Genomic DNA, 12,734 nt, shown 5'->3' with positions numbered 1-12,734 from the left:
CGGGCTCCGCCGTGGTGCCGCCGCCCCCGACCGGCCCCGGACGAACCCGGGCGGGGGCGACGAGTCGGTCAGCGCGTCAGCCGGTCTTCACGGTGCACGCGGTGCCGTTCAGGGTGAACGCGGTCGGGGCGGTGTTCGCGCTGCTCCAGCTGCCGTTGAAGCCGAAGGAGGTGGAACCGCCGGGCGCGATGGCCTTGTTGTAGCCCACGTCGGTGACGGTCACCTGCGCGCCGCTCTGGGAGACGGTGCCGTTCCAGAGCGAGGTGACGGTCTGCCCGCTCGGGAAGGCCCACTTGACCGTCCAGCCGTTGACCGCCGTGGTGCCCTTGTTCGCGACCGTGACGTTGGCGCCGAAGCCGCCGCCCCACTGGCTGCTCACCGCGTAGGTGATCTCGCAGGAGGAGGCGCCGGACGGCGACGAGGACGGGGACGAGGACGGCGAGGAGGAGGGCGACGAGGACGGCGACGAGGACGGGGAGGTCGAGGTCGACGGGGACGGCGAGGCGGAGGACGAGGTGCTCGCGCTCGGGGAGGGCGAGACGCCGCCCGCCGTGTCGCCGTACATGATGCCGCGGCCGTTGGTGCCGACGTAGACCCGGCCGTAGATCCGCGGGTCGCCGGTGATCGCGCCGCCGGTCCAGCCCCACTGGTGGGCGTCGTCGTTGATCCGGACCCAGCTGGCGCCCGCGTCGTCGGAGCGGTACAGGCCGCGCACGCCGCCGATCTTCGCGGAGGTGTACATCGCCGGGTAGGTCTTGCCGGGGGCGGCCTTGCCGAAGCCGATGTTGTCGGCCTGGTCGACGCCCGCCTGCTTGGTGAAGGTCGTGCCGCCGTTGGTGGAGTGCCACAGGCCGTAGCTGGTGGTGGCGGTGCCGCCGGCCAGCCAGATGTCGCCCTTGGTGCCGGGGACGGCCTTGAAGCGCACCGATTCGGTGGGCAGGCCGCTCGCCTTGGCGGTGAAGGTGGCGCCCGCGTCGGTGGAGACGTAGAAGGTGCCGCCGGACCAGCCGTAGAAGGTCTTCGGGTCGACCCGGTCGGCCTGCACGCTCGCGCCCGCCGGGAGGCCGGTGGCGGCCGTCCAGGAGCTGCCCGTCCCGGTGGTGCGGTACACGCCGGTGCCCTTCGGGCTCCACACGGTGGCCGAGCCGTCGGCCGCGATCGCGACCTGTCCGCCGCCGGTGACGCCGCTCGGCTCGGAGGAGGCCGCGAACCAGTTGGCGCCGCCGTCCATCGAGAAGCCGATGTGCTTCTCGGTCGAGCCGGACGCGGTCTCGCCGACCCGCACCATGCTGGCCGGGGAGGCCTCGGCGAAGTCCATCGAGGTGCCGGAGGTCAGGTTCGGCTGCGAGAAGATCTTCGCCGGGACCTTCGTCAGGTCGTCGTGCTTGAACCCGCCGAGGTCGCCCAGCGAGCTGAGCAGCGGCGCGCCGGTGGGGGGCGAGACCAGGTCGTTGACCGCGGTCTCCTCCAGGCCCTTGACGACGGGGGCGATGCCGACCTTGGTGCCCTTGTCGAAGTTGGTCAGGTTCGAGGAGCCGTACAGCGTCGCCCCGGTGCCGTACATCATCCGGTCCGAGTCGAACGGGTCGATCTCCAGCGCCTCGGTCATCCAGCCGAGCTTCGGCGACTCCTCCGGCGCGGAGACGTTCGCGTTGAAGGTCAGCCACGGCACCGAGGAGATGTCGATGCCGTACTGGTCGACCCGGGTCGGGTACCCGTTGTACGACCAGAACGGCTTCCAGGTCGCGCCCGAGTCGGTCGAGCGCCAGATCTGGGTGTCCGGCCACCACGAGCTGTAGCCCGTCACCATCAGCACGTTCGGGTGCTGGCGGTCGATGCTCAGGCCGGAGTAGCCGAAGAAGTTGTTGCTGGTGTCCGAGGACGGCACCGGGCTGACGTTCGTCCAGGTGCCGGTGCCCGTCGCGTACTTCCACAGGTCGCCGTGCCCGCCGTCGTACGGGCCGCCGGTGTCCGAGTACGAGACGAACAGGTTGCCGGACGCGTCCAGGACGGCCTTGTGCGGGACGAAGCCGGTCGGCTGGCTGCCGATCCTGGTCCAGGTCGTGCCGCCGTCGTCCGAGCGGTAGACGCTGTTCTGCTTGTCCGCGACGCCGACGTACATGGTCTTGGTGACGCCGTTGACGGTGCCGCTGCCCTGGTCGTAGACCTGCCAGAGCACGCCCAGCGGGTCGCTCTGGTAGCCCGAGGTGTCGGACGGGTCCGGCGCGTACGTGCCGGTCACCGGGAACGCCGTCACCTGCGACCAGGTCACGCCGTAGTCGGCGCTGCGCCACAGGCCCTTGCCGCTCGGCGCGCCGAACCACAGCACCGCGCTGTTGTTCGGGTCGACGGTCAGGCGCTCGCCCATGCCGCGGCCCGGCATGTTGCCGCCGATCTTGAACGGCAGGGTGGTGCGCTGCCAGGTCTTGCCCTGGTCGGTGGAGCGCAGGATCGCGCCGTTCGCCGGGTCCCAGCTGTTGGTGTAGGTGCCCGCCGCGATGTAGACCCGGTTCGGCTGCTTGGCGTCGGTGGCGAGGCTCGCCACGCCGGTCAGGCCCCAGTCGTCCCAGCCCAGCGAGTCCAGCAGCGGGATCCACTGCTTGGTGGTCGGGTCCTGCCGGTACGCGCCGCCGATGTCGGTGCGGGCGTACACCAGGCCCTTCTGCCCCTGGTTGAAGACGATGCCGGGGATGAACCCGCCACCGCCGATCTGCACGTTGTTCCAGGTGTACGACTGGCTCGCCGCGGTCGTCGACTCGGCGGCGCTGGCCGACAGCTGGGGCAGCACCGCGGTCGCCGCGCAGGCGGCGAGGGCGGCTGCGGCGGCCACCGTCGCCAGCACCGGCCGGCGTCCGCGCACCGGGGGCCGCGAGGCGGCCCGGCGCTCCAGGGGCACAGGGGTCATGGGGGACTCTCCTAGGTCACGGGTGGGGGGACCAGAAAACCGGCCCGGTCCACCCGCCCGACAACGACCCCGTTTCGCGAGCGTGTAAAATCGCAGGTCAGTGCCGCGCCCGCGGTGAAAGTTACATGGCCCGCACCCCCGAAAACCCCTCCGCACGGGGTGCTTGACGCCCCGTCGAAACCTTTCGCGGCCCTCCGTTCGACAGATATTCGACAGCTCTTTCGCCTGCGTGCGACATGCGCGGCGGCCCCGCCCGACACCCCGTCAGGGGCGTATTCGACAGTCGTTCGACAGTCCGCCGCCCGCTTGTACCAGTGCCCGCCGCCCGGTGTGAACCGGCCCGGACGGCGGGGTGGTGGCGGCCCGTCAGGCCGGTCCGTCAGCCGGGCGGGCGGCCGGTGAACAGCCGGGCCAGTGCCGGGAGCAGCGTCGGCAGCAGCACCGCGTTCGCCTGACCCAGCGGGACCTGGATCGTCTCCGTCCGCTCGCCGGTCCGGTACAGCCACACGGCGCCGTTCTCCACCCGGACCGGGGCCAGCGCCGCCCAGGCGATCTCCCGCCGGGGCCCGCGCCGGTCGCCCTGGACGTGCGCCCCCACCCCGTCCCGGTCCACCTGCAGCGCGCCGAGCAGCACCGCCTCCCCGGCCGCGACCCGCTCGAAGTACCGCTCCAGCAGCCGCGGTTCGACGTGCTGCTGGACGAGGTCGACCAGCGCCGTCCACTCCCGCGGCGGCTGGGCGTTGCGCCCGAACACCGTGAAGGGCAGGTGGTTCAGCTTGCGGCTCGGCCCCGCCCCGAAGGTGTACGTCGTCTCGTGCGAACTCGGCCAGAGGAAGCGGTGGGTGACGGTCCGGGCCACCGAGTAGCAGACCCACTCGATGTCGTCGAGCGCCAGCGTCTCCTGGCCGTGGGTGATCCGGGAGGTGTCGGCGTACAGGCGCCGGGACTCCAGGACCACGCGGGGCGCCTGCGGCTGCGGCTGTGCTTGCGCCTGCGGTTTCGGTGCGGGGGCGGGCGCAGGCTTCGGTGCGGGGGCGGGCTTCGGCCGGTCCGCGGCCAGGTGGCGGGTCAGCCAGTCGGGGACGGTGGGGCGCGGGTAGGCGAACAGGTCCTCGCGGTAGTGGACGGCGGGCAGCAGGTGGTCGGCGGGCAGCGGCTCGTCCCCGTAGTCGTAGTCGACCAGCACGCAGCCGAAGCTCAGCCCCGCGTCGGCCTCCACCAGCAGCCGGTACCAGGGCCCGTCGGCCGTCCGGGTGGCCAGGTGGCGCTGGCGCCGCACCAGGATCGCCAGCTTCTCCGGGACGCGGACCGCGGTCTCCCGGTTGCCGCGCCGGAAGCTCAGCCGGGCGACCTCGGCGCCGACGGTGCAGGAGAAGACGGCGGTGAGGCTCTCCCAGCCCTTCGGGCCGAGTTGGGCGAGTTGCTGCACGATCGGGTCGAGCAGCCCGGCGGCCCGCTTGACGAGGGTCGTCTCGGAGGGCTGGTTCACCACGGTGAACGAGGTGGGCGGCGCGACCGGCCCGCCCGGGGGCTCGGTGGCCGCCGCCCACAGGTCGGCCTCCTCGTCCCGGAGCGACTCCTCCTCCGGCACCCGGCGGATGAACGCCTCCTCGGCGCGGAAGCGCTCGCGCAGCACGTTCGGCGGCAGCGAGGTGGTGGCCTCGCGGATCCGCCCCAGGTCGCCGACCAGGAACACCGAGCGGCCCACCGGCAGGGACTCCAGGAACGCCGTCGGGTCGCTGTCGTCGACCTCCACCGGCGCGTACACCGACCAGCCGCCGGGGAAGCGCTCCGCGACCAGCGCGTCCACCGGGTAGTCGGCGCCGGTGGCCGCGATCCGCTCGGCGACCAGCCGCAGCGCCTCCGTCCGCTCCAGCTCGCCGCGGGTGCCCGCCGGGGGCTCCCCGGCCAGCGGGTGGTCGGGGTCGTCGCGGCCCGGGCCGGGGTAGTGGTGCAGCAGCTCGAACCAGAGCAGCACCTCCTCCGCGGCCCGCCGGTCGACCTCGTCGCACAGCAGGTGCCAGCGGCCGCCGCCGTCGCGGCCGAACACCATCTGCCCGTCCTCGTGCATCACCTCCACGTACGGGGCCCCGTGCTCGTCGCCGAACGCGCCCATCCGGGCCACGTCGGGCAGCACGGTGTCGGTGCGGTGGCCGTGCACCACCCCCGTGGCGTCGAGCGCCATCACGTCGTACCGGGCCATCGGCGGCACTCCCCTCCGACCTGCCCCGCGCGCGCCGGTGCGAACGGGTGCATTGGCCAACGACCCTAGCCCGGCCGCCCGGCGGCCGGGCGGCCTCCACGGAACCTCCAACTCGCTTCCCGCACGGGCGGATCGCCCGGCGGCCGCGGTGGCCGCCGGGCGGGAGGGGAGGAGCGGCCGTCAGCAGGACTGGCGCACCACCAGGTGGGTCGGCAGCACCACCGCACGGCCCGGCACCGGGTCCTGGAGCAGTTCCACCGCCCGGGCGCCCAGGTCCTCGACCGGCTGGCGGACGGTGGTCAGCCCCGGCCGGGCCGTCGCGGCGGCGGGGGAGTCGTCGAAGCCGATCACCGCCACGTCGTCCGGCACCCGCCGCCCGAGCCGGTGCAGCGCCCGCAGCGCGCCCATCGCCATCGCGTCCGAGGCGGCGAACACCGCGTCCACGTCCGGGTACTGGTCGAGCAGCCGGAGCATCGCGTGCTCACCGGAGCGCGACCCGAAGTCGCCGTACGCCACCGCACAGCGGGTCGGGTCGCCCTGGTCGGCCATCGCCCGCCGGTAGCCGGCCAGCCGGTCGGCGCCCGCGGCGGTGTCGGGCGGGCCGGCGATGGTGGCGATCCGCCGCCGCCCGGCCCGGTGCAGCAGGTTCACGGCGGCGCGGGCGCCGCTCAGGTTGTCGGCGTCCACGTGCGCCAGGCGCTGCGACTGCGGCGGCCGGCCCAGCGACACCACCGGCACGCCCGCGGCCTGCAGCAGCCCCGGCAGCGCGGGATCGCCCCACCGTCCGACCAGCAGCACGCCGTCCACGTGCCCGCCGCACAGGTAGCGCACCAGCGACGGCCGGGCCGGGCCCGGGCCCGCGGTCAGCACCACCAACTCCCGGTCCGGGACGACCCGTTGCGCGCCCGCGAGCAGCCGCACCGGGAACGGGTCGGCGTGGAAGCGCAGCACGTCCGCGAACGCCACCACGGCGATCGCCCCGGTGTCCCGGGCCGTCGCCGCGGGCGCCCGGCGGCGGACGTAGCTCAACTCGCGGGCCGCGCGCTCCACGCGCGCGGCGATCTCCGCGGACACCGGCGCGGACCGGTTCAGCACCCGGGAGGCGGTGGCGCTGGACACGCCGGCCCGGGCGGCGACCTGAGCCAGCGTCGGCCCGGGCGGCGTACTCGCCGGGTCCGCCGGGTTCGGTGCGTTCGCCGCGTCCGGACTGCCGTCCGGGCAGGGGGTCGGGAACGGGAGGGTGCCGCCCGGCTGGCGGGGGGCACCGACGGGGTGGGGGAGCGGGTGCACGGGCAACGCGGTCGCCCTTCCTTGCGCGGGGTGGGGGAAACGGTGGCCACCCGCCCGGGGCCATCGGTGACCGCACCGTAGGTGCCTGGTCGGTGGACCGTCAAGGCTTGTGACACGACCTTCTCGCCCGCCCCGCCCCCGGCCCCGCCGCACTCCGCCCCGGCCCCGCCGACCATGATCGCCAGCGCCGCACCGTCCGGCGGGAGTTGGCGCCTTTCCGAATTGACGGAGCGTCAGTGAACCGTCCGCCGCCGGGGGTTCGGTTCCGCCCCCGGGCGGGCGGCCCGTGGCCTCCGCGAGACGGATTTCTCAGCATCCGGACAGCCGCCGCTGCGCCCCCAGCGCCCCCGCGGCCTCGGGGCCGGGACGGGCGGAGTGCTAGGCTCCGGCTTTCGTCCAGGCCGTCGGGCTCCGCACGGGCCCGGCGCACACGGGGAGAGCAGGAGCCGAAGTGTTCGCAGTGCGCAGTGCCAAGACCGTTGCCATCGCCGTGGCGGCCGCCGCGACAGCCCTCCTGGCGGGCTGCACCGCGGAGGTGCACGTGGGAACCACCACCTCCACGCAGTCCAGCGGAAGCACCGGGAGCACCGGGAGCTCCGGTGACGACGCGGCCGCCGGTGACGCCGCGCTGCCGAAGGTCTCCGCCGACAAGGTGGGCAAGCTCGCGGCGCAGCGCCTCGCGCAGGTCACCAAGCAGCCCGAGCCCGAGGTCGTCTGCCCCGACGACCTGCTCGGCAAGGTCGGTACCGTCATGCGCTGCCAGCTCACCGCGGACGACGGCAGCACCCTGGGCGTCACCGTCACCGTGACCTCGGTGAGCGGGAAGAACGTCAACTTCGACATCAAGGCGGACGAGCGAGGCACCCCGAAGCCCTCCGCGACCTCCTGACGGGCCGCCCTGGCCGCCCCGCCCCCGCCTCCGCCCCGCCTCAGCGCCGCGCCCGTACCCGACCGGTGCGGTACGGGCGTGCGCAGCGGGGCGGCGTCCGCGGCCCGGGAGCGCCCGGTGTCAGATGCGCGCCTTCCGCACCGAGTGCACCGTCGCCCCGGCCAGCGCCAGCGTCGACCGGAGCAGCGGGAGCTGCTCGTGCCGGCGGTACAGCGCCCAGTTGTGCTTGACCAGCGACAACTTGTTCGAGGAGAGCGAACCCGCCCGGCCGGACCGGTAGACCGCCAGCGGCTCCTGCAGGCCCCGGGCCGGGTGCCCGTCCCGCATGATCGACAGCCACAGCGCGTAGTCCTGCCGCTTCGGCATGTCCGGCATCAGCCTGGTGCCCAGCGCCGTGCGGTCGTACATGGCGGTCAGGGCCCCGATGTGGTCCTGCACCAGCATGTCCCGGTACGTCACGCGCGCCCGGGCCGCGACCACCCGCCCGTTCGGCGTGAAGTCGCACGCCTCGCCCGCGTGGTCGCCGTCCACCTTGTAGTAGGAGGTGAACGTCAGCGGGGCGTCGCCCTCGGCGGCGAACGCCAACTGCCGCTCCAGCTTCTCCGCGAGCCACATGTCGTCGCTGTCCAGGAACGCCACGTACTCCCCGCGCGCCCGGGCCATGGCCAGGTTGCGGGCCCTGGCCGCGCCCCCCTGCTCGGGCGCCGCCTCCGGGAGCACCCGCCCGTCCTGCCGGGCCAGCTCCTGCAGCAGGTCCATGGAACCGTCGGTGGAGCCGTCGTCGGTGACCAGCAGCTCCACGTCCGCGTGCGTCTGCGCGAGTACGGACCGCACCGACGCACCCAGGGTGGCAACCGAGTTGTGGACCGGCATCACCACGGAGACCAAGGGCACGGCAGCGCTCCTCACCAGGAATCGGAATCGGCACGGACGTCCCCGCAACCGACCAGGACCACGCGCAGCCCCCCGCCACCCTCGGCAGGTCGCCCACGACGTCGACCTGCACCGTACCAAGCGGACGCACCCCCGCCGACCCACCCGGGCCAGCCACAACCCCCCTTGCGGGGGCCCGGTGGGTGCAGCGGGGCCGTCAGGGCCGGGGCTTGACGGTGGGGACGGCGGTGGCCGGGTCGTGGCCGGTGGCGACCAGGCGCATGACGAACCCGGCCACGTCCTCCAGCTGGCGGGCGTGCTCCAGGCCGCCGATCACGGCGGGGACGCCGCCGAGGTCGCGGACCAGGGCGGCGGCGGTGTCGAGGGCCGCCGGGTCGTCGCCGCACATCGCCACCGTCCGGACCGGCTGGTCGGCGGGGGCGGGCCTGAGCCAGCCCGCCCCCGCGAACAGGTGCAGGGCCTTCACCACGTGGCTGCCGGGGGCGAGCTCGGCGACGCGCTGCACGGCCGAGCCGGTGGACGGCTTGAGCAGGCCGTCGGCGTAGTCCACCGCATTGGTGCAGTCGAGCACGGCCTTCCCGGCCAGCGAACCGGCGTCGGCACCGGCGAGGGCCAGCACCTCGCCGAGGCCCTCCCAGGCGACGGCCACCACCACCGCGTCGCCCTCCTCGGCTGCCTTCGCCGGGTCGACCGCCCGCACCGCCCCGCCGAGCCGTTCGGCGATCGCCTGCGCCTTGTCCGGGGAGCGCCCGCCGACGAGGACCCGGTGCCCGCGTCCCGCCCACGCCTCCGCCAGTGCGGAGGCCATCGTGCCGGTGCCCAGAATTCCGATCTGCATGCCGTGTTCTCCCGTTCCGCGGGCCTCGGGCGAGGCCCTGACACCTCCTCACCATAGGAACCCCGGGCCTACCGACCGGTAGGCCCAGATCGGGTAGGAATGGCCGGGTGAACGACCACCACTGCGAACCCTTCGCGGCCGACTGCGCGGTGCGCCTGGCCGCCGAACTGATCGCCCACACCTGGGACCCGGTGGTGCTGATGGCGCTGCGCGCGGGCCGCCGCCGCCGACTCGACCTGCTGGCCGCGGTCGCGGGCGTCAGCGACAAGGTCCTCACCCAGACCCTGCGCCGCCTGCACGCCAACGGCCTGATCCTGCGGATCACCACCCCGGGCGACCGCGCCGTGGCCTACGAGCTCTCCCCCCTGGGCGCGAGCCTCGCCGACGGCCCCCTCGCGGCCCTCGGCGCGTGGGCGGTCCGGCACGCCGACGAGATCCTCGCCGCGCAGGAGGTGCAGGGAGCGCGCGAGAGCGTCTGAGTCTGACGGCGGGCGGAGCAAAGGGCGAGGCGGAAGGCGAAGCGGCAGGCGGGGCGAGGGCCCACAGCACGGCGGCGGTCAGCTCGGGGTGCACGGCGCGGCCCGGACGCAGGGTGGCGGCCATGAACCTGAATGAACGGGAAACGCGTCCTGGTCACCGGCGCCTCCCGCGCCCTCCTCGCCCTCCTGCGCCTCCACCCGCCCACCGCCCACCGCCCCCTGCGCGACGGCCGACCCCGCGACGCGCCAGCCCCGCGGCTCACCCGTCCGGGCCGTCAGGGTCGCCGCCGGTCCGGGAGGCCGGAAGAGTGACGGGGAGCGCCGAGCGGAGGGAGAGGGGCGGCCGTGTACGGGCGACCGGAGCAGGCCGACCGGGGCGAGGCCCTGCGCCGCACCGTGCAGCGGCTGCGCCGGGAGCAGCGCCGGGACCGGCCGGTCGAGCCGCCGGCGCCGCCGCCGCTCGTCCCGGAGGCCGCACTCGACCCCGAGCTGGCCCGCCCGCCGGACTTCGACCTGCACCACCTGCTGGACGCCGTCCCGCAGGCCGCGGTGCTGGCGGAGCCGGTGTTCGACGGCAGCGGCGGCATCCGCGACCTGGCCGCGGTGATCGTCAACGAGGCCGCCGTCCGCAACCCGCACCACCCCGGCCAGGCGCACCGGGACGCCGTCGGGGACCGCGGCCTCTCGCTGCGCGAGGCGTACCCGGGCCTGTGGAGCGCGGCGTTCGCGGACACCGTCGCCGAGGTGCTGCGCACCGGCTACGCGGCCCGCGGGGTGCCGGTGCGCTGGCGCGGCACGGCGCCCGACGGCAGCACCCGCGCCCGCCACGAGAGGCTGACCGCGCACCGGCTGGGGCGGCGGCTGCTGCTGGTGTGGCCCGAGGCCCGCACCGAGGAGATCGCCCGCGCCGCGCAGCGCATCGCCCGGGTCGGCTGGGCCGAGTGGAGCCTGCACGAGGACCGGCTCGACGTCTCGCCCGGCCTCGCCGTGCTGCTCGGCCTCGCCCCCGAGACGGAGAGCCTCCTCCCCGGCCGGGCGCTGCGCCGGGTCACCGAGACCGCCCGCCCGGCCCTGTACCGCGAGCTCGACCGGCTGCTGTCCACCGGCGAGGGCATCGACGTGCTGACCGAGCTGTACGGGGTCGGCCGGCCGCGCCGGATCCGGCTGGTCGCCGAGGCGCTGCGCGAGGAGGGCGGCCCGGTCGGGGGGCTGCGGGTCGTGCTGCAGGACGTCACCGAGCTGTGGGAGAGCAGGCGGCGGCTGCGCGAGCAGGAGGAGGAGACCGAGCGGCAGGCCCGCCGCGCCGACGCCGAGCACCGCGTCGTCCAGCGCCTCCAGGACGCCCTCCAGCCGCACCGGGCGGCGTTCACCGGGCTCGGCGTCAGCACCGCCGTCGCCTACCGCCCGGCCGAGGGTGGGGTCGGCGGCGACTGGTTCAAGGTCCGCCAGCTCCCGGACGGGCAGGTGCTGCTGGCGGTCGGCGACGCCCGCGGGCACGGCCTGGACGCGGTCGCCCTGATGTCGATGCTGCGGCACGCGCTGGCCGGGCTGGCGTTCACCGGCGCGCTGGTGGAGTCGCTCGGCGGCTGGCTCAACCGGATCGCCTGCGACGAGGGCGACGAGGCCACCGCCACCGCGGTCGTCTCCCGCTACTACCCCGACCGGCACCTGCTGCGCTGGATCTGCGCGGGCCACCCCCCGCCCGTCCTGCTGCGCGCGGGCCGGGCCACCCTGCTGGAGCCCGAGACCGGCCCCCCGCTCGGCGTGCTGCCGGACGCCGCCTACCGGGCGGTGGAGACGTACGTCCGCCCCGGCGACACCGTGCTGCTGTACACCGACGGCCTGATCGAGCGCCGCGACCAGGACATCGACGTCCGCCTGGAGGCCCTCTGCGAGGCCGTCCGGACGCACGCCGTCGCGGACTGCCCGACCGGCCCCGACCTCCAGGAACTGGTGGACGCCGTGGTGCGCGAGATGTCCGGCCCGCTCTCCGAGGACGACGCCACGCTGCTGGCTTTCCGCTTCGAGTGCGAGTTCGAGGGCTGAGGGCCCCGGGAGCCCGCCGGGAACGGCCGACCGCCCCGCCGCCACCGAGGAGGCGGTGGGACGGGGCGGCCGGAACCGGAGGAGGGGGCGGGCTCAGTCGTGCGGGACGACGGCGACCGGGGACTGGGCGTGGTGGATCACCGCGTGCGCGACCGAGCCGAGCTTGCTGCCCAGGCCCAGGGTGCGCCGACGGCGGCCGACCACCACCAGGTCGGCCTGCCCGGACGCCTCCACCAGCGCGGCCGCGCCGCCGCCGGTGCGGACGTCCTCCAGCACCAGGGTGCGCGGGTACTTCTCCCGCCACGGGGCGACCGCCTCGGCGACCATCCCGGCGGCCAGCGCGCCCAGCTCCTGCTGCTCGGTCTCGACCGGGATCCACCCGGCGTACCCGTACGCGGGCGGCAGCTCCCAGCCGTGCACCACCCGCACCCGGGCGCCGCGCAGCCGGGCCGCCTCGAAGGCGAACTCCAGCACGCCGTCGTCCGGGTCGAGCGCGTCCAGGCCGACCGCGACCTCCGGCTCGTGCGAGAGCGGGTCCGGACGGCCCTCGCGGACCAGCACCACCGGCGTCGCCGAACGGCCCGCCACGCCGAGGCTGACCGAGCCGACCAGCAGCCCGCGGAAGCCGCCCAGGCCGCGGGTGCCGATCACCAGCAGCTCGCCCTGCTCGGCGGCGGCCGTCAGCCCGTCGATCGCGGCGTCCGGCACCAGCTCGCCGGAGACGTCCAGGCCCGGACAGGCGGCGGTCAGCTCCTTGGCGACGTCGTCGAGCATGGCCCGGGCGCCGCCCTCCAGGTCATCGGCCTTCACCAGGTCGTTCGCCTTCCGGCCCAGGTACGGCCAGGCGTGCAGCAGCCGCAGCGGTGCTCCCCGCCGGCCGGCCTCCTGGGCGGCCCAGTGCGCGGCGGCCCGGCTGCGGACGGACGCGTCTACTGCGGCGAGAACGGGACGAGTCATGGCAGTGCCTTCCCTGTGCGGGTCCCCCGCGGGCCCCCAACGCCCGGCGGCGGGTTCGCAGCCCACTCTGCCTCCGTCCGCCGGGGCCCGCCAGGGTCGGCGGGCCCCGGCGGGCCAGGGCCGTTGGTCCCGACTCCGGCCCCCGCGGCGGAGCACGGCCGCCCGGCCCGGGGCCGGTGCGCCCGGTCCGGGCCCCGGCCACCGCGGCGCCCGGTTCGGGCCCAAGGCCCCTG

General features: G+C 75.4%; 9 protein-coding genes. 3 read left to right on the top strand and 6 right to left on the bottom strand.

All coding sequences use genetic code 11. The features are described 5' to 3' along the window. Positions 1–76 precede the first annotated feature (76 nt). From OO57_RS05305 to OO57_RS05295, 3 genes are all read right to left on the bottom strand, one after another. The gene (locus tag OO57_RS05305) at positions 77–2,905 is read right to left on the bottom strand and encodes a cellulose binding domain-containing protein (RefSeq protein ID WP_081973462.1); all 2,829 of its coding nucleotides are present in this window, start codon (positions 2,903–2,905) and stop codon (positions 77–79) included. Between the two features lie 379 nt (positions 2,906–3,284). After that, on the bottom strand, positions 3,285–5,108 hold the full coding sequence (locus OO57_RS05300; protein ID WP_051776625.1) for a hypothetical protein: 1,824 nt from the start codon (positions 5,106–5,108) through the stop codon (positions 3,285–3,287). Between the two features lie 180 nt (positions 5,109–5,288). After that, positions 5,289–6,398, bottom strand: a complete 1,110-nt coding sequence (locus OO57_RS05295; protein ID WP_234337229.1) for a LacI family DNA-binding transcriptional regulator — start codon at positions 6,396–6,398, stop codon at positions 5,289–5,291. A 451-nt stretch (positions 6,399–6,849) separates the two neighbouring features. Between OO57_RS05295 and OO57_RS40325 the strand changes: the two genes are divergently transcribed. Then, complete coding sequence (locus OO57_RS40325) at positions 6,850–7,287, top strand: DUF4333 domain-containing protein (protein WP_106973903.1); 438 nt, start codon at positions 6,850–6,852, stop codon at positions 7,285–7,287. Between the two features lie 120 nt (positions 7,288–7,407). On the opposite strand, the gene OO57_RS05285 is transcribed toward OO57_RS40325, so the two are convergent. Then, complete coding sequence (locus OO57_RS05285) at positions 7,408–8,181, bottom strand: glycosyltransferase family 2 protein (protein ID WP_033251088.1); 774 nt, start codon at positions 8,179–8,181, stop codon at positions 7,408–7,410. Between the two features lie 196 nt (positions 8,182–8,377). Further along, on the bottom strand, positions 8,378–9,019 hold the full coding sequence (locus OO57_RS05280; RefSeq protein ID WP_033251087.1) for an NADPH-dependent F420 reductase: 642 nt from the start codon (positions 9,017–9,019) through the stop codon (positions 8,378–8,380). 107 nt (positions 9,020–9,126) lie between these two features. Here OO57_RS05280 and OO57_RS05275 point away from each other — a divergent pair, with 107 nt between their 5' ends. Together OO57_RS05275 and OO57_RS05270 are read left to right on the top strand one after the other, a co-directional pair. Continuing rightward, positions 9,127–9,498: a winged helix-turn-helix transcriptional regulator gene (locus OO57_RS05275; RefSeq protein WP_033251086.1), complete on the top strand. Its 372-nt coding sequence runs from the start codon at positions 9,127–9,129 to the stop codon at positions 9,496–9,498. Positions 9,499–9,843: 345 nt separating this feature from the next. Next, positions 9,844–11,544, top strand: a complete 1,701-nt coding sequence (locus OO57_RS05270; RefSeq protein WP_051776623.1) for a PP2C family protein-serine/threonine phosphatase — start codon at positions 9,844–9,846, stop codon at positions 11,542–11,544. 93 nt (positions 11,545–11,637) lie between these two features. Here the strand turns inward: OO57_RS05270 and OO57_RS05265 are convergent, their stop codons facing one another. Beyond that, positions 11,638–12,501 carry a universal stress protein gene (locus OO57_RS05265; RefSeq protein WP_033251085.1) on the bottom strand — a complete coding sequence of 288 codons (864 nt, stop codon included), beginning with the start codon at positions 12,499–12,501 and terminating at the stop codon, positions 11,638–11,640. Positions 12,502–12,734 lie beyond the last annotated feature (233 nt).

It is taken from the genome of Kitasatospora phosalacinea (assembly GCF_000717185.1).
Lineage (GTDB): Bacteria > Actinomycetota > Actinomycetes > Streptomycetales > Streptomycetaceae > Kitasatospora > Kitasatospora phosalacinea_A.
Note: the sequence above shows the minus strand (reverse complement) of the source record. Positions and strands in the feature narration are given on the sequence as shown.

Bases quoted from the DNA above. Each gene is read 5' to 3' on its own strand.
- OO57_RS05305 (WP_081973462.1), bottom strand. From the start codon at position 2,905: ATGACCCCTGTGCCCCTGGAGCGCCGGGCCGCCTCGCGGCCCCCGGTG.
- OO57_RS05300 (WP_051776625.1), bottom strand. From the start codon at position 5,108: ATGGCCCGGTACGACGTGATGGCGCTCGACGCCACGGGGGTGGTGCAC.
- OO57_RS05280 (WP_033251087.1), bottom strand. From the start codon at position 9,019: ATGCAGATCGGAATTCTGGGCACCGGCACGATGGCCTCCGCACTGGCG.
- OO57_RS05265 (WP_033251085.1), bottom strand. From the start codon at position 12,501: ATGACTCGTCCCGTTCTCGCCGCAGTAGACGCGTCCGTCCGCAGCCGG.